Genomic DNA, 16,245 nt, shown 5'->3' on the forward strand with positions numbered 1-16,245 from the left:
TGACTTGCCGCTTGCGACTTGCCGCTTGCCGCTGCTGTTAATTCAGGGATTCGACACGGATCCGCACGACCGGACCGACCACGCCCGCCAGGGCTTCGAGGGCGGCGATCGCATCGTTGATGCGCTGCTCCAGCACGCGGTGGGTCAGCAGGATCATCGGCACCAGGCCATCGTGTTCCTCGGCCTCTTTCTGCATGATCGACTCGATGTTGATGCCGCGCTCCGACAGGATGCTCGCCACCTGGGCCAGCACGCCCGGATGGTCCTTGGCCTGGATGCGCAGGTAGTACGCACTTTCGCAGGCTTCGATCGGCAGGATCGGATGGGCCGACAGCGAGTCCGGCTGGAAGGCCAGGTGCGGCACGCGGTTTTCCGGGTCGGAGGTCATGGCGCGGACCACGTCCACCAAATCGGCGATCACCGACGAAGCGGTCGGCTCCATGCCGGCGCCGGCGCCGTAGAACAGGGTCGAGCCGGCGGCGTCGCCGTTGACCATCACCGCGTTCATCACGCCGTTGACGTTGGCGATCAGGCGGTCGGCCGGAATCAGCGTCGGGTGGACGCGCAATTCGATGCCGGCCGCGGTGCTGCGCGCCACGCCCAGGTGCTTGATGCGGTAGCCCAGCGCTTCGGCGTAGTTCACGTCGGCGGTGGTCAGCTTGGTGATGCCCTCGGTGTACGCCTTGTCGAACTGCAGCGGAACGCCGAACGCGATGGACGCCAGGATCGTCAGCTTGTGCGCTGCGTCGATGCCTTCGACGTCGAAGGTCGGATCGGCTTCGGCGTAGCCCAGCGCCTGGGCCTCGGCCAGCACGTCTTCAAAGGTGCGGCCCTTCTCGCGCATTTCGGTGAGGATGAAGTTGCCGGTGCCGTTGATGATCCCGGCGACCCAGTTGATACGGTTGGCGGACAGGCCTTCACGGATCGCCTTGATCACCGGAATGCCACCGGCTACCGCCGCTTCAAATGCCACGATCACGCCTTTCTCGCGTGCCTTGGCGAAAATTTCATTACCGTGAACGGCAATCAGAGCCTTGTTCGCGGTGACCACATGCTTGCCATTCTCGATGGCCTTGAGTACCAGCTCGCGGGCAACGGTGTAGCCGCCCATCAGCTCTATGACGATGTCGATCTCAGGGTTCGTGGCCACTTCGAAGACATCGTTGGTAATCGCAATACCGGTCGTCTGGAACTGAGGCTTTGGCGTGCGCATGGCAATTTGTGCCACTTCGATCCCACGCCCGGCACGACGAGCGATTTCCTCGGCGTTGCGCTGAAGTACGTTGAAGGTTCCGCCACCGACGGTCCCTAACCCACAGATGCCTACTTTGACCGGTTTCACTGTGAACTCCCCATGAAACGGCCGACGCGAGGCCGGCCGTGAAAACAACCGCGCAATCGCGGCTCTCTGTTGACGGCCCGGCCATGTCGCCGCCGGGCCACGCTCGTCACGGCGAACCGTGACGATGCGGACTTATTTCGCGCCCAGCGCCAGTTTGGCGACTTGCGGCGCAGGCTGGTAGCCCGGAATGACCTGTCCGTCGGCCAATACGATGGCCGGTGTGCCGTTCACGCCGATCGACTGACCGAGGGCGAACTGCTTGGAGACCGGGTTATCGCACTTGGCGGCCTTGATCTCCTTGCCGTCGACCATCTTGTCCATGGCCGACTTCTTGTCCTTGGAGCACCACACCGCCTGCAGCTGCTCATCGCCCGGCGAGCCCAGGCCCTGGCGCGGGAACGCCACGTAGCGCACTTCGATGCCGCGCTTGTTCAGCTCCGGCACTTCGGCGTGCAGCTTGTGGCAGTACGGGCAGGTGGTGTCGGTGAACACGGTGATGTGCGACTTGGTCTCGCCCACGGCCGGGTAGACCACGGTTTCGGCCACAGGGATCGCGTTGATCAGCTTGGAGATGCCCAGGCGCTCGGTCTTCTCGGTCAGGTTGACCGGCTTGCCGTCCTTGAGCTGGAACATGTAGCCCTGGACGATGTACTGGCCGTCGGCGCTGGCGTACAGCACGCGGCTGCCCTTGAGCTTGACCTCGTACAGGCCGGGCAGCGGGCTGGCGCTGATGGTGTCGACCGGCACGTCGAGCTGGAGGTTTTCCAGGCTTTGGCGAATGGCTTTCTCCGCCGCATCGTCGGCGACGGCAAAGGTGCTGGCCAACGCGAGGGCGGCGGCCGCGAAAATCTGGGTCAGACGCATGGGAACTCCTGAAGGCGGACAGATGGAACGGCCAGAACGCCCGTGCCGCGGCACCGGGTCATAACCGTTCATCGTACAAACCGCCAAAGCCTAACACATAAGGCCTCCGTGGCCGAATGCGCCTGTCGCAAGACGTCGGCCCGACCCGAAACCTGTGGCTTGGACAGCGACGGTGTCGACTGCACCGACGCCTTCGCGGGCAAGCCCGCTCCCACAGTGTCTGCGGCGCGCGCGCTGTGGGAGCCAGCCTGCTGGCGATGACGACCGCAGAAGGCCCCGGTCAACCCCGCGGGTGGTGCTTGGCGTGCAGGTCTTGCAGCCGCGCGCGGGCGACGTGGGTGTAGATCTGGGTCGTGGACAGGTCGCTGTGGCCGAGCAGCATCTGCACCACCCGCAGGTCCGCGCCGTGGTTGAGCAGATGGGTGGCGAAGGCGTGGCGCAGGGTGTGCGGCGACAGCGACTTGCCGATCCCGGCGACCTGGGCCTGGTGCTTGATCCGGTGCCAGAAGGTCTGGCGCGTCATCTGTTCGCCGCGCTGGCTGGGGAACAGCACGTCGCTGGGGCGCCCGCCGAGCAAGTCGTTGCGGCCGTCGCGCAGGTAGCGCTCGACCCAGACGATGGCCTCCTCGCCCATCGGCACCAGACGCTCCTTGCTGCCCTTGCCCATCACCCGCAGCACACCCTGGCGCAGGTTGACCTGTTCCAGCGTCAGGCTGACCAGCTCGGTCACCCGCAAACCGCAGGCGTAGAGCACCTCCAGCATGGCGCGGTCGCGCTGGCCGATGGGTTCGCTCAAGTCCGGAGCGGCCAGCAGCGCCTCGACGTCGGCCTCCGACAGCGACTTGGGCAACGGCCTGCCCAATTGCGGCATGTCGACCCGCAGGGTCGGATCCACCGCGATCAGTTTCTCCCGCAGCAGATAACGGTAGAACCCCCGCACGCCGGAGAGAAAGCGCGCGGTGGAGCGAGGCTTGTAGTTCTGCTCCAGGCGCCAGGCCAGGTGATCGAGGATCAGCTCGCGACCGGCGTCGATCAGCTCCAGGCGCTGCTCCTGCAACCAACCGTTGAACAGCGCCAAATCGCTGCGGTACGCATCGCGGGTGTTGTCGGACAGGCCTTTTTCCAGCCACAGGGCGTCGAGGAACTGGTCAATCAGCGGATGGTCGATGGCTGGCATGGTGCGCGCAAATAAAGAGTGGTCGTCAAAAATGGCCGCTAGTCTTTCATAGCCCGCCCCTTCAAGGAACCGTCAAGCCCATGAACGGGCAGCGAAACGGGCAACCGCCGAGCCAGTCGGCTCAGTCGGCAAACCCCGACAGCACCGGCACCGGCCGCTTGTCGTCATCGATGGCGACAAAACTGAATTGGCCATGGATCGCCTTCTCCCGGCTGTCGCAGCTCATGCTTTCGACAAACACCTCCACCTCGACCTTGAGGCTGGTGTTGCCAACCTTGACCACACGACCCACCAGCTCGACGATGGAGCCGGCCGGGATGGCATGGTTGAAGTCGATGCGGTCGGTGGACACGGTCACCAGCGGCAGGCGGCAGAACCGGGTGGCGGCGATGAACGACACCTCGTCCATCCAGGCCAGGGCGGTGCCGCCGAACAGGGTGTTGTGGTGGTTGGTGGTCGGCGGGAAGACCGCCTTGGTCACGCGGGTCACGGAAAGCTCTGTGCGGCGTTCGATTTCTTGCTGGCGGGAAGTCATGGGTACGGCCTGGGATTGCGGGGTTGTGGATAAACGACAGACAACAAAAAAGCAGCCCGTAGGCTGCTTTTTTCTGCATCGGAGACTGGATTAAGCCAGTTTTTCCTTGATGCGGGCTGCTTTACCCGACAGGTCGCGCAGGTAGTACAGCTTGGCTTTACGTACGTCACCGCGACGCTTGACAGCCATGCTGTCGATCTGCGGGGAGTAGGTCTGGAAAGTACGCTCTACGCCAACACCGTTGGAGATTTTGCGAACGGTGAACGCACTGTTCACGCCGCGGTTACGCTTGGCGATGACAACGCCTTCGAACGCCTGCAGACGGGAACGGTCGCCTTCCTTCACTTTAACCTGAACGACAACGGTGTCGCCCGGTGCAAAGGTAGGGATCTCTTTGGTCATCTGCTCTGCTTCGAGTGCAAGGATGATTTTGTTGGTCATGCTGTGCTCCTAAGGTAAATCGTCGGATCTACCATCGATACGTTGTTAACTATCGTCCCGCTCGCGGATGTATTCCTCGAGCAGCTTCTTCTCTTCTCCAGAAAGCGAGCGGCTTTCCAGAAGATCGGCGCGTCGTTCATAGGTCCGACCAAGGGACTGCTGCAAACGCCAACGCCGGATGTGCGCGTGATTGCCACTCAGCAACACGTCGGGAACACGCTGATCCGCATACACCTCCGGTCGGGTGTAGTGCGGGCAATCCAGCAGACCATCCGCAAAGGAATCCTCCTCGGCGGAATCCGCATGCCCTAAAGCTCCGGGCAGCAGTCGTGTAACCGCGTCGATCAGCACCATGGCCGGCAGCTCGCCGCCAGACAGTACATAGTCACCGATCGACCACTCTTCATCGACATGAGCTTCAATGAAACGCTCGTCGATGCCTTCGTAACGGCCGGCAATCAGGATCAATGCATCCTCTTTCGCCAGCTCGCGAACCGCCGGCTGAGTCAGCTGACGGCCTTGCGGAGACAGGTAAATCACCTTCGCCGCTTCCCCTGCCGCTGCCTTGGCCTGAACCAGGGCGTCTTCCAGGGGCTTGATCTTCATCACCATGCCCGGACCACCGCCAAACGGGCGATCGTCCACAGTGTGATGCCGATCCGTCGTGTAATCCCGCGGATTCCAGCAGGTCAGCTGCAACAGCTCCTGCTTGACCGCACGACTGGTGATGCCGTACTCACTGATGGCCGAGAACATCTCGGGGAACAACGTGATGACTTCTACGCGCAGGCTCGCCATCGCTTAGAAATCCGCGTCCCATTCCACCCTCATCACGCCTGCCTCAAGGTCGATGGCCAGCACGCATTGCTCCGTATAGGGCAACAACCGCTCGCGATCATCCAGGCTGCCTGCGCAGGGCTTGACCACCATTACATCGTTCGCGCCGGTCTCCAACAGGTGATCAACCTTGCCGAACAGCTGTTCGTCCTGGTTGATGACCTTCAGACCCACCAACTGGTACCAGTAGTACTCGTCGGCAGTCAGGTCGGGCAAAAGGCTTCGCGGGATGCAAATCTCGTAACCGCTCAGAAGACGGGCTTCATCACGATCGTCGAGGCCTTTGAGCTTGGCGACCAGATCCTTTTGAGTGGAACGGCCACTGACCAGCTCGACCTGTTTGACCACGCCTTCGCGCCGAAGCGTCCAGTTGCGGTAACCCAACAGGTTTTCAATCGGATCGGTAAAGGAAAAGACCTTCACCTCGCCGCGAACGCCGTGAACCGAAAAAATCTTGCCGACGACGATCAGGTCGTCCGCTTTTTCTGGCGTCGCGTTCATATTGCTCAGGCTGCTGCCTTGGCTTTTTCCTTCAGCAACTGAGCAACGCGCTCAGATGGCTGTGCGCCAACGCTCAGCCAGTAGTTCAGGCGTTCTTCGTTTACGGACAGACGAACTTCCTGACCACGGGCAACAGGGTTGAAGAAACCAACCTGTTCTTTGTGGGAACCGTCGCGCGGGTTGCGGCTGTCGGTTACGGTCAGGTGGTAAAACGGGCGCTTTTTGGAGCCGCCAAGGGCAAGACGGATTGTTAGCATGTGAACATCGTTCCTGTAGTCGGTGCTGCAAATCTAAATGCACAGCGGGCATGGGTGCCCGAAAGGCCGCATATTCTAAGGAATATCCGGACTTTTGCAAATGACTTTTTCCGGCGCCTGTGGCATGCCGTGCAGATTTGCGGTAGAGCCGTCGTTGAGAACGGCCGGTCGGCTCCCGCCGTATGCGGGTTTGCCGTGGATCCCGCGTCCTTGCGGGTTCAGCGCCGGTACGACGACCGGCGCGGATTCTTCAGAGCTTGGGCATGCCGCCGCCGGGCATCATGCCGCCCAGGCCGCGCATCATTTTCGCCATCCCGCCCTTGGCGGAGAACTTCTTCATCATCTTCTGCATCTGCTTGTGCTGCTTGATCAAGCGGCCGATGTCCTGCACCTGGGTGCCGGAACCCAAGGCGATCCGGCGCTTGCGCGAGCCGCTGATCAGCTCGGGGTCGCGACGCTCGGCCGGGGTCATGGAGTTGATGATGGCCTCCATCTGCTTGAACTGCTTCTCCGCCGCGTTCTGGGCGTTGCCCATCTGCGACAGGTTCACGCCGCCGATGTTCGGCAGCTTGTCCATGAGCCCGCCGAGGCCGCCCATGTTCTTCATCTGTTGCAGCTGGTCGCGGAAGTCTTCGAGGTCGAAGCCCTTGCCCTTCTTCAGCTTCTTGGCCAGCTTGTCGGCCTTTTCCTTGTCGAGGGTCTGCTCGGCCTGCTCGATCAGGCTGAGCACGTCGCCCATGCCGAGGATCCGCGAGGCGATCCGCTCAGGATGGAACGGCTCGAGCGCTTCGCTCTTCTCGCCCATGCCGATGAACTTGATCGGCTTGCCGGTGATCGAGCGCACCGACAGCGCGGCGCCGCCCCGGGCGTCACCGTCGACCTTGGTCAGGATCACGCCGGTCAGCGGCAGCGCATCGCCGAAGGCCTTGGCCGTGTTGGCGGCGTCCTGGCCGGTCATGGCGTCGACCACGAACAGGGTCTCCACCGGCTTGACCGAGGCGTGCAGCGCCTTGATCTCGACCATCATCTCTTCGTCGATGTGCAGGCGGCCGGCGGTGTCGACGATGACCACGTCGATGTACTTGAGCTTCGCTTCCTTAATAGCCGCCTGGGCGATGTCGACCGGCTTCTGGCTCAGGTCGGACGGGAAGAACGTCACGCCGATGTCGTTGGCCAGGGTTTCCAGCTGCTTGATCGCGGCCGGGCGGTAGACGTCCGCCGACACGACCATCACCGACTTCTTCTTGCGCTCCTTGAGGAAGCGCGCCAGCTTGCCGGCGGTCGTGGTCTTGCCGGCGCCCTGCAGGCCGGCCATCAGCACCACGGCCGGCGGCACCGCGCTCAGGTTCAGGTCTTCGTTGGCCGCGCCCATCAGGCTTTCGAGCTCGGCCTGGACGATCTTCACGAACGCCTGGCCCGGCGTCAGGCTGCGCGACACCTCGGTGCCGACGGCGCGTTCCTTGACCGAATTGACGAAGTCCTTGACCACCGGCAGGGCGACGTCGGCTTCGAGCAACGCCATGCGCACTTCGCGCAGGGTGTCTTTGATGTTGTCCTCGGTCAGCTTCGCCTTGCCGGTGACATGGCGCAGCGTCTGCGAGAGACGGTCGGTTAGGTTTTCAAACATTGCGCGATCCTTTCAGGCCCTGTGTAGACCGGGATAATGGCGGCCCGAACCGGAATCAAACAGGTGGCCGGCGAGCCTGCGGCGTGGGCAGGCGGCGGATTATAGCGAAGACTGCGGCCGGCGGACACCTCGCCGTCGGGTCATGCGGTCTTTCGTGCCGTGGCCGATCTATGCCACACTCAGCGCCTTTCGGGCTTGCCTAACAGGACTTATGCTCCCCTTGTCACCCAGTTTGCTGACTACCCTCGCCGCCGCCCTTCTGTACGCCGCTGCGACCCTTTATCAGGGCACCCGCCTGGCCACCGGCGCCAAGGCCGACAAGCGCCGGTTGGTCACGCTCGGCGTGCTGGCCGTGCTGGCCCACGGCGCCAGCCTGCTCGCCCATCTGCTGACCCCGGTCGGCCTGGCCCTGGACTTCTTCAGCGCCTCGAGCCTGATCGCCGCCGCCGTCATCGCCCTGACCCTGCTGGCCTGCTCGCGGATCCCGGTGGAGAACCTGCTGGTGCTGCTGTTCCCCCTCGGCGCCGTCACGGTGCTGCTGGCCCAGTTCGCCCCGACCGGCACGGTGCAGGTGATCGACGAAGAGCCAGGCATCCTGGCCCACATCCTGCTGTCGATCCTCGCCTATGGCATGTTCACCATCGCGGTGTTCCAGGCCTTGCTGCTGCTGGTGCAGGACCATCAGCTCAAGCACAAGCACCCGTCCGGGCTGATCCGCAACTTCCCGCCGCTGCAGACCATGGAAAGCCTGCTGTTCGGCTTCCTGTGGGCCGGTTGGACGCTGCTGTCGCTGTCGCTGATCTCCGGCTGGCTGTTCGTCGAGAACCTGTTCGCCCAGCACCTGGTGCACAAGACTCTGCTGGCTTGCCTGGCCTGGATCGTGTTCAGCGTGCTGCTGTGGGGCCGCAACCGCCTGGGCTGGCGCGGCCACAAGGCGATCCGCTGGACCCTGGCCGGTTTCTGCCTGCTGATGCTTGCGTACTTCGGCAGCAAACTGGTCCGCGAATACATCCTGCACATCTGACGGGCGACATAAATGGACGGTTTGCCCATAGGGCCTATGATCGCGGCGTTCATCCTGCTGATTCTGTGGTCGGGCCTGTTCACCGCCGTCGAAACCGCACAGCAGCACCTGCTGGCGCAGCGCACCGCGTCCCGCGCCAGCGACAAGCCGCTGGCCAGACTCGCATTTCCGCTCGACAGCCTGATCTTCTGCAACACCCTGTGCCGAACCCTGGCCGTGGTGCTGGCGACGCTGCTGGCGATCTTTCTCTGCGCAGAGAACGGCCCCTGGGCGGCGAGCCTCGGCGCCGTCGCGGCGCTGCTGATCTTCGCCGACCACTTCCCGCGCACCCTTGCCCGCCGCTACCCCGACGCCGTGCTGTCGTTCGGCAACGCGCTGCTGCCGGTGCCGCTGAAGATCGTCTACCCACTCGCCTGGCTGTTCGCCGCCGCCAGCCGGTTGCTGATGCGGCCGCTGGAACGCAAGGCCCAGGTCGTGCAGCAGAGCGAGGACGACACCCCGGCGGACCGCGAGGCCACAGACCACCCCGCCGGCCGGCCCCACCCGGTCGCGGGCATCCACGCGCTGGACAACATCACCGTCAATGACATCCTGGTGCCCCGCAGTGACGTCGACGGCATCAACCTCGACGACTCGATCGAGGAGATCACCGAGCAACTGCGCCACAACAAACGCACCCGCCTGCCGGTGTTCCACAGCGACATCAACCAGGTGGAAGCGGTGCTCAACACCCGGCAGATCCGCCACTTGCTGGACAACGGCCAACTGACCCGCGACGCCCTGCTGGCCGCCAGCTACGAGCCGTACTTCGTGCCGGAAAGCACCCCGCTGCAACTGCAGTTGCTGAACTTCCACAAGCAGCAGCGGCGCCTGGGCATGGTGGTGGACGAGTACGGCGAAGTGCTCGGCATCGTCACCCTGGAAGACATCCTGGAAGAGATCGTCGGCGAATTCGAAAGCGAGCACAGCCTCGACAACCCGCACATCCACCCCCAGGCCGACGGACGGATGGTGATCGACGGCGCCGCCTCGATCCGCGAACTGAACAAGTGCCTGGGCTGGCACCTGCCGAGCGACGGGCCGCGCACCCTCAACGGCCTGGTGACCGAAGCCCTGGAAAGCATCCCGGAAAGCGCGGTGTGCCTGAAGATCGGCCGCTACCGGCTGGAGATCCTCGAAACCGAGGAAAACCGGGTGAGCAAGGTGCTGATCTGGCACACCAGCGCGGCAACGGCGCCGGTCTGACCACCACAGGGGCCAGACTCCCTTCAGGATCTTGTCCTCTTGTTTGATCGTTAGCCGGCTTCCTATAATCGGGGCGCTTACCCAGCCCCGCCGAACCGCGCGCCTACCCGGCAACCGACAGGTTCCGGCCTGACCACCGGCAATGTCCGCACCACACCGACGACTGTTCCTACCTGAAACAGCGCTCGCGCCCCATCCCACATCCCTGGGTGTTCGACCATAATAATTCGCTCCAATGGAGCTCATGACTGTCAGGGATCACCGCATGACGACCCATACCGCTTACCGCGAAACCGACGCCGCCCAGCCGGCCAACTCAACCGCCCGCGTGGCCACGGCGAGCTTCATCGGCACCGCCATCGAGTTCTACGACTTCTATGTCTACGCCACCGCCGCCGCGCTGGTGATCGGACCGGTGTTCTTTCCGCAGACCTCCGGCACGGCGCAGATGCTGTCGGCCTTCCTCACCTTCGGCATCGCGTTCCTCGCCCGCCCCCTGGGCTCGGCGCTGTTCGGCCATTTCGGCGACCGCATCGGGCGCAAGTCGACGCTGGTGGCCTCGCTGCTGCTGATGGGCGTGTGCACCACCCTGATCGGCGTGCTGCCGGGCTACGACAGCATCGGGGCCTGGGCGCCGATCCTGCTCTGCGTGCTGCGTTTCGGCCAGGGGCTGGGATTGGGCGGCGAATGGGGCGGCGCGGCGCTGCTGGCCACCGAAAACGCGCCGAAGGGCAAACGGGCGTGGTTCGGCATGTTTCCGCAGCTTGGCCCTTCCATCGGGTTTCTGGCGGCCAACGGCCTGTTCCTGGCGCTGGCCATGGGCCTGAGCGACGAACAGTTCCGCAGTTGGGGCTGGCGGATCCCGTTCCTGCTCAGCGCGGCGCTGGTGATGGTCGGCCTCTACGTGCGCCTCAGGCTCCACGAAACCCCGGTGTTCGCCAACGCCATCGCCCGCCAGGAGCGGGTCAAGGCGCCGCTGGTCGAGCTGTTCAGCCAATACTGGGCCCCGACCCTGCTGGGGGCGGCGGCCATGGTGGTGTGCTACGCGCTGTTCTACATCTCGACGGTGTTTTCCCTGAGCTACGGGGTATCCACCCTCGGCTACAGTCGCGAAACATTCCTCGGGCTGCTGTGCTTCGCGGTGCTGTTCATGGCGGCGGCGACACCGTTGTCGGCCTGGGCGAGCGACCGCTACGGGCGCAAACCGGTGCTGGTCGGCGGCGGGGTGCTGGCGATCCTGTCCGGCTTCCTGATGGAGCCGCTGCTGACCCAGGGCTCGACGGCGGGCGTGGCGCTGTTCCTGTGCATCGAGCTGTTCCTGATGGGCGTGACGTTCGCCCCGATGGGCGCGTTGCTGCCGGAGCTGTTTCCGACCCATGTGCGGTACACGGGGGCCTCGGCGGCGTACAACCTGGGCGGCATCGTCGGAGCCTCGGCGGCGCCCTTCTTTGCCCAGAAACTGGTGGCGATGGGGGGATTGGGTTACGTCGGCGGGTATGTGTCGGGGGCGGCGGTGCTGAGCTTGATCGCCGTGCTGTGCCTGAAGGAAACGCGCCACAACGACCTGAATCAGGTTGCCTGACAGAAGATCAAAAGCATCGCGGGCAAGCCCGCTCCCACAGTGCCGGTGTCGTACACAAAAGCTGTGAACACCGCTTGATCTGTGGGAGCGGGCTTGCCCGCGATAGGCGCGCCTCGGTTTACAGCTCGACCACAACAGCCTTGGACGCGCGGGTCGCCTTGGCGCGGGCCGCCTCGATCGACTCGTCACGGGCCAAGGCCACGCCCATGCGGCGCTGGCCGTTGACTTCCGGCTTGCCGAACAGGCGCAGCGCGGTGTCCGGCTCGCTCAGGGCGGCGCCGAGGTTGGCGAAGGCGGTCTGGGTCGACTGGCCTTCCACCAGGATCACCGCCGACGCCGACGGGCCGAACTGACGGATCAGCGGCACCGGCAGGCCGAGGATCGCCCGGGCGTGCAGGGCGAACTGGGACAGATCCTGGGAAATCAGCGTCACCAAACCGGTGTCGTGCGGACGAGGCGACACTTCGCTGAACCACACCTGATCACCCTTGATGAACAGCTCGACGCCGAACAGGCCGCGGCCGCCCAGGGCCTCGGTCACCGCCTTGGCCACACGCTCGGACTCCGCCAGCGCCACCGGGCTCATGGCCTGCGGCTGCCAGGACTCCTGGTAGTCGCCCTTCTCCTGACGGTGGCCGACCGGCGCGCAGAATGTGGTGCCGCCGACGTGGCGCACGGTCAGCAGGGTGATTTCGTAGTCGAAGTCGATGAAGCCCTCGATGATCACACGGCCCTTGCCGGCACGGCCGCCCTCTTGGGCGTAGTCCCAGGCCTTCTGCACGTCATCGGCGCTGCGCAGCAGGCTCTGGCCCTTGCCGGAAGAACTCATCACCGGTTTGACGACGCACGGGAAGCCCAGATCCTGTACCGCCTTGCTGTAGTCCTCGAAGGTATCGGCGAAATGGTACGGCGAGGTCGGTAGATCCAGCTCTTCGGCGGCCAGGCGACGGATGCCTTCGCGGTTCATCGTCAGTTGCGCCGCGCGGGCGGTCGGGATCACGGTGAAGCCTTCGGCTTCCAGTTCGACCAGGGTGGCGGTGGCGATGGCTTCGATTTCCGGCACGATGAAATGCGGCTTTTCGGCCTCGATCACCGCACGCAGGGCGGCGCCGTCGAGCATGTTGATCACGTGGCTGCGATGGGCGACCTGCATGGCCGGCGCATCGGCATAGCGGTCAACGGCAATCACCTCGACACCCAGGCGTTGCAGCTCGATCACCACCTCCTTGCCCAACTCACCACAGCCACACAGCAATACGCGGGTCGCGGTCGGCGACAATGGCGTTCCGATACGGGTCATCTCAGGTCCTCAAAGCAGCGGATCGTCGAGGGTCGCGGCCAAAGGCGCACTTCCCATGGGGAGAAAGCGCGGCATTTTACATGAACCGAAGGCTTTGGCTTCAGCCGGCGACAGCCTGTTTGCGCTCGCGCCAGGCCATGATCAGCCAGACCGCCGTGACGCCGGCGAACTTGGAGGCCAACGCGGTGATGATCACCGGCGGGGTCAGCGCGTCGATCATGCCGAAGAAGATGAACGTATCGAGGGGAATGCTCAGGGCCGAACTGATCCACAGGCGATCGCGCAGCGGGCGCTTGGTGATGCTGAATACCAGCCAGTCGATGCACTCGGACACCGCGAACGCCGTGGCGCTGGCCAGCGCGATGGACGGATCGGACGTGACATAGGACAGCACCAGCGCCGCCAGCATCGCCACGATCGCGCCGTGGCCGTAGCGGGTCTGCACCATGTCCCGCAGCACGAACACCAGCCCGCCCCAGGCCGACCAGATGATGTCCAGGTGCGGCGCGGTGGAGAACGCGAAGTTGATGAGCACGACGCTGCTGATGTAGGCGATGAGAAAGAGCATGGGGGGCGACCTGTCGGATTGGCGCACAGGGTACTTCAGGCCGGGCACCGGGCCAAGGGAGCGGGCGCCATCGCCAGCAGGCTGGCTCCCACACCAATGGGCAACACGGATCCACTATGGGAGCCAGCCTGCTGGCGATGGCCGCGCTTCAGTGTTCCGGTTTGCCGCCCAACATCCAGATCAACCCGCTGGCCTTCGCCCGCTCATGGCACAACCCGAGCACCACCCGCCGCTCGTCGTTGCTCATGCGGCTCCAGCGGGTGATTTCCTCCACCGTGCGCTGGCAGCCGGTGCAGATGTCGTCATCGTCCAGCGCGCAGATGCTCACGCAGGGCGACGCCACCGGACGTTCTGGGGTGGTCATTCTTCCTGCTCGGCCAGGTCGCGCGCGTAACGCTGCGAGTTGTGCACATAGTGCGCGGCGCTGGCTTCGAGCATTTTCTTCTGCGGTTCGGTCAGCTCGCGCACGACCTTGCCCGGCGAGCCCATCACCAACGAACCGTCCGGGATCTCCTTGCCCTCGCCGATCAGCGAGTTGGCGCCGATGATGCAGTGCTTGCCGATCTTCGCGCCGTTGAGGATCACCGCGTTGATGCCGATCAGGCTGTAGTCGCCGACGGTGCAGCCGTGGAGCATGGCATTGTGGCCGATGGTCACGCCGGTGCCGACGGTCAGCGGGTAGCCCATGTCGGTGTGCATCACCGTGCCGTCCTGGACGTTGCTGTTCTTGCCGATCAGGATCAGTTCGTTGTCGCCGCGCAGCACGGCGTTGAACCAGACGTTGGCGCCCTCTTCCAGCTTGACCTTGCCCACCAGCACGGCATTGGGGGCGACCCAGCTCTGCGGATGGGTGTCGACGCGGGCGTCGCCCAGGCGGTATTTCATCGTGTTTTCCTCGGGGCTCACGGTGGCGGCCATTCGAACGATGGCTTCAGGTGTTGATAAAGCTTTTGGGCGGTCGGTGCAGGCTGATCTTGGCGTCATACAGCAGATTGATCAACTCGACGATCATGATCGCCGTCAGCCCCCAGATCTTGAACCCACCGTAACGGTAGCTCGGCACGTACCAACTGCGGCCCTGATAATCGATGCGGTGGGTGTGTTCGCGCGGGTCTTCGCGAAAGAACGCCAGCGGCACGCTGAACACGGCGGCGATCTCGGCGTCGTTGGCCTGATACTCGACGAAGTCGGGAATCACCCCGACGTACGGCGTGACCTTGATGCCGTGCAGGGAGATCAACGGGCTGAGCGGCCCGATCACTTCGACCAACCCCGGCGCCAGGCCGATTTCCTCTTCGGCCTCACGCAACGCCGTGAACACCAGGTCCGGATCCTCCGGGTCGCGCCGGCCGCCGGGGAAGGCGACCTCGCCGCCATGGGTCGAGAGCCCGCTGGCGCGCAGGGTGAGGACAAGTTCCGGTTCGTCGTTGCGCGTGATCGGCACCAGGACGGCGGCCTCGGGGAAACGCTTGTCGGTCTCCAGCGTGCGCGGCGTGTGATTGCTGACCCGGTGCAGCAGCTCATCCAGCATAAGTGTTCTCGATCTGTGCCTTACGCTGCATCATGCACCAATCGCCGCAGCCGCCCAACCCCTGGAACGGCGCCATGTCGCGAAACGGCAACTTGCCGTCTGCCACCGCCGCACGCCAAGATAGGCGCAGCCTTCAGGAACCCCAGCATGAAATTTTGCAGCCAGTGCGGCAACCCGGTGACCCAACGCATTCCCGAAGGCGATTCGCGCCTGCGGTTCGTCTGCGACAGCTGTCAGACCGTTCACTACCAGAACCCCAACATCGTCGCCGGCTGCGTGCCGACCTGGGGCACGAAAGTGCTGCTGTGCCGCCGCGCCATCGAGCCGCGCCTGGGCTACTGGACGCTGCCGGCCGGCTTCATGGAGAACGGCGAGACCCTCGAACAGGCCGCCATGCGCGAAACCGCCGAGGAAGCCTGCGCCCGCGTGCGCAACTTGAGCATCTACACCTTGATCGACGTGCCGCACATCAGCCAGGTGCACGTGTTCTTCCGCGCCGAACTGGCGGACCTGGACTTCGCCGCCGGCCCCGAGAGCCTGGAGGTGCAACTGTTCGACGAAGCGGACATTCCATGGGACGAGCTGGCTTTCCGCACCGTGGGCCGTACCTTAGAATGCTTCTTCGCCGACCGGCGCACCGAGGCCTACCCGGTACGCTCAGAGTCGATCCCGCCGCTCGTTCAGCCGGCCATCACTTGATTTGCGCGCACTCCGGCCGATAACCCGTGTACGCAGCCCGCGACGGCGACTGCACGGCATCTATAAATAAAGTATCTGCTTCATTTTTGGGGAATCGTTTCAATGCGCTGGTTGCTTGCCCTGTTCTGCCTGTCGTTCGTCACCGTCTCCCAGGCGTCATTCGTGACCACCGTGACACCGTCCAACACGCCGTTGATCGAAAAGGTGCTGGTGCTCAAATCGGCCCATCAACTGCAGCTGATCGCCGACGGCAAGCCACTCAAGAGCTACCGCATCTCCTTGGGCAAAGGCGCGAAAAAAGGCCCGAAGCTGATTGAAGGCGACAAACGCACGCCAGAAGGCTTCTATTGGATCGACTGGCGCAAGACCAGCGACAAATTCAACCTGTCGATGCACATCTCCTACCCGAACATCAGCGACTCGGCCCGCGCCCGCCGCGAAGGCGTCGAGCCCGGCGGGATGATCATGATCCACGGCACGCCGGACTCCGCCGAGAACCCGGAGAACCTGTTCCACACCCTCGACTGGACCGACGGCTGCATCGCCATGCGCAACGTCGACATGCGTGAGGTCTGGAACCTGGTGCCGGACGGCACGATGATCGAAATCCGCCCCTGACCTGCGGCGAGGGCGCTTGCTCCCTCGCCGCAGGCGCATGACCGCCGGTCGCAAACCCACCCGCCCCTGTCAGATCTGACAGTAGCCACCGCTCCCC

19 protein-coding genes are annotated in these 16,245 nt (G+C 64.1%); 5 read left to right on the forward strand and 14 right to left on the reverse strand.

Going from position 1 to position 16,245, the window contains the following annotated elements:
* Positions 1–37: 37 nt before the first annotated feature.
* From CAG29_RS11170 to ffh, 9 genes are all read right to left on the reverse strand, one after another.
* Positions 38–1,342, reverse strand: a complete 1,305-nt coding sequence (locus tag CAG29_RS11170; protein ID WP_085581247.1) for a homoserine dehydrogenase — start codon at positions 1,340–1,342, stop codon at positions 38–40.
* A gap of 132 nt (positions 1,343–1,474) precedes the next feature.
* The gene (gene dsbC, locus CAG29_RS11175; RefSeq protein WP_085581245.1) at positions 1,475–2,206 is read right to left on the reverse strand and encodes a bifunctional protein-disulfide isomerase/oxidoreductase DsbC; all 732 of its coding nucleotides are present in this window, start codon (positions 2,204–2,206) and stop codon (positions 1,475–1,477) included.
* A 280-nt stretch (positions 2,207–2,486) separates the two neighbouring features.
* Positions 2,487–3,383 carry a site-specific tyrosine recombinase XerD gene (xerD, locus tag CAG29_RS11180; protein WP_085581243.1) on the reverse strand — a complete coding sequence of 299 codons (897 nt, stop codon included), beginning with the start codon at positions 3,381–3,383 and terminating at the stop codon, positions 2,487–2,489.
* A gap of 121 nt (positions 3,384–3,504) precedes the next feature.
* Entirely contained in the window at positions 3,505–3,918 is a 414-nt protein-coding gene (locus CAG29_RS11185; RefSeq protein WP_085694433.1) for an acyl-CoA thioesterase, read from the reverse strand.
* A 90-nt stretch (positions 3,919–4,008) separates the two neighbouring features.
* Positions 4,009–4,359, reverse strand: a complete 351-nt coding sequence (gene rplS / locus CAG29_RS11190; protein WP_063322826.1) for a 50S ribosomal protein L19 — start codon at positions 4,357–4,359, stop codon at positions 4,009–4,011.
* A gap of 45 nt (positions 4,360–4,404) precedes the next feature.
* A complete protein-coding gene (gene trmD / locus CAG29_RS11195) occupies positions 4,405–5,157 on the reverse strand; it encodes a tRNA (guanosine(37)-N1)-methyltransferase TrmD (protein ID WP_085581239.1) in 753 nt (250 codons plus the stop codon).
* Positions 5,158–5,160: 3 nt separating this feature from the next.
* Complete coding sequence (gene rimM / locus CAG29_RS11200; RefSeq protein ID WP_085581237.1) at positions 5,161–5,697, reverse strand: ribosome maturation factor RimM; 537 nt, start codon at positions 5,695–5,697, stop codon at positions 5,161–5,163.
* Between the two features lie 5 nt (positions 5,698–5,702).
* Positions 5,703–5,954, reverse strand: a complete 252-nt coding sequence (gene rpsP, locus CAG29_RS11205; RefSeq protein ID WP_085581235.1) for a 30S ribosomal protein S16 — start codon at positions 5,952–5,954, stop codon at positions 5,703–5,705.
* A 250-nt stretch (positions 5,955–6,204) separates the two neighbouring features.
* A complete protein-coding gene (gene ffh, locus CAG29_RS11210) occupies positions 6,205–7,581 on the reverse strand; it encodes a signal recognition particle protein (protein WP_085581233.1) in 1,377 nt (458 codons plus the stop codon).
* A 211-nt stretch (positions 7,582–7,792) separates the two neighbouring features.
* On the opposite strand from ffh, the gene CAG29_RS11215 reads away from it, so the two are divergent.
* From CAG29_RS11215 to CAG29_RS11225, 3 genes are all read left to right on the forward strand, one after another.
* Entirely contained in the window at positions 7,793–8,605 is an 813-nt protein-coding gene (locus CAG29_RS11215; RefSeq protein ID WP_085581231.1) for an inner membrane protein YpjD, read from the forward strand.
* Between the two features lie 12 nt (positions 8,606–8,617).
* On the forward strand, positions 8,618–9,850 hold the full coding sequence (locus tag CAG29_RS11220; protein WP_085694434.1) for a transporter associated domain-containing protein: 1,233 nt from the start codon (positions 8,618–8,620) through the stop codon (positions 9,848–9,850).
* Positions 9,851–10,115: 265 nt separating this feature from the next.
* Complete coding sequence (locus CAG29_RS11225; protein ID WP_085694435.1) at positions 10,116–11,432, forward strand: MFS transporter; 1,317 nt, start codon at positions 10,116–10,118, stop codon at positions 11,430–11,432.
* Between the two features lie 118 nt (positions 11,433–11,550).
* Here the strand turns inward: CAG29_RS11225 and purT are convergent, their stop codons facing one another.
* The 5 genes from purT to CAG29_RS11250 form a co-directional block, all read right to left on the reverse strand.
* The gene (purT, locus tag CAG29_RS11230; protein WP_085656071.1) at positions 11,551–12,732 is read right to left on the reverse strand and encodes a formate-dependent phosphoribosylglycinamide formyltransferase; all 1,182 of its coding nucleotides are present in this window, start codon (positions 12,730–12,732) and stop codon (positions 11,551–11,553) included.
* Positions 12,733–12,832: 100 nt separating this feature from the next.
* The gene (locus CAG29_RS11235) at positions 12,833–13,300 is read right to left on the reverse strand and encodes a VUT family protein (RefSeq protein ID WP_085581223.1); all 468 of its coding nucleotides are present in this window, start codon (positions 13,298–13,300) and stop codon (positions 12,833–12,835) included.
* 148 nt (positions 13,301–13,448) lie between these two features.
* Positions 13,449–13,664, reverse strand: coding sequence for a DUF1289 domain-containing protein (locus CAG29_RS11240; RefSeq protein ID WP_085581221.1), 216 nt, complete (start codon positions 13,662–13,664; stop codon positions 13,449–13,451).
* Positions 13,661–14,185 carry a gamma carbonic anhydrase family protein gene (locus CAG29_RS11245; RefSeq protein WP_085581751.1) on the reverse strand — a complete coding sequence of 175 codons (525 nt, stop codon included), beginning with the start codon at positions 14,183–14,185 and terminating at the stop codon, positions 13,661–13,663. Before CAG29_RS11245 ends, CAG29_RS11240 begins: the two co-directional genes overlap by 4 nt.
* Before the next feature lie 46 nt (positions 14,186–14,231).
* Positions 14,232–14,831: a CoA pyrophosphatase gene (locus CAG29_RS11250; RefSeq protein WP_085581219.1), complete on the reverse strand. Its 600-nt coding sequence runs from the start codon at positions 14,829–14,831 to the stop codon at positions 14,232–14,234.
* A 147-nt stretch (positions 14,832–14,978) separates the two neighbouring features.
* Here CAG29_RS11250 and CAG29_RS11255 point away from each other — a divergent pair, with 147 nt between their 5' ends.
* Together CAG29_RS11255 and CAG29_RS11260 are read left to right on the forward strand one after the other, a co-directional pair.
* The gene (locus tag CAG29_RS11255) at positions 14,979–15,530 is read left to right on the forward strand and encodes an NUDIX hydrolase (RefSeq protein WP_085581217.1); all 552 of its coding nucleotides are present in this window, start codon (positions 14,979–14,981) and stop codon (positions 15,528–15,530) included.
* 102 nt (positions 15,531–15,632) lie between these two features.
* Entirely contained in the window at positions 15,633–16,148 is a 516-nt protein-coding gene (locus CAG29_RS11260) for a murein L,D-transpeptidase family protein (protein WP_085581215.1), read from the forward strand.
* Positions 16,149–16,245 lie beyond the last annotated feature (97 nt).

Source organism: Pseudomonas sp. B7(2017) (assembly GCF_002112745.1).
GTDB classification, from domain to species: domain Bacteria; phylum Pseudomonadota; class Gammaproteobacteria; order Pseudomonadales; family Pseudomonadaceae; genus Aquipseudomonas; species Aquipseudomonas ekonensis.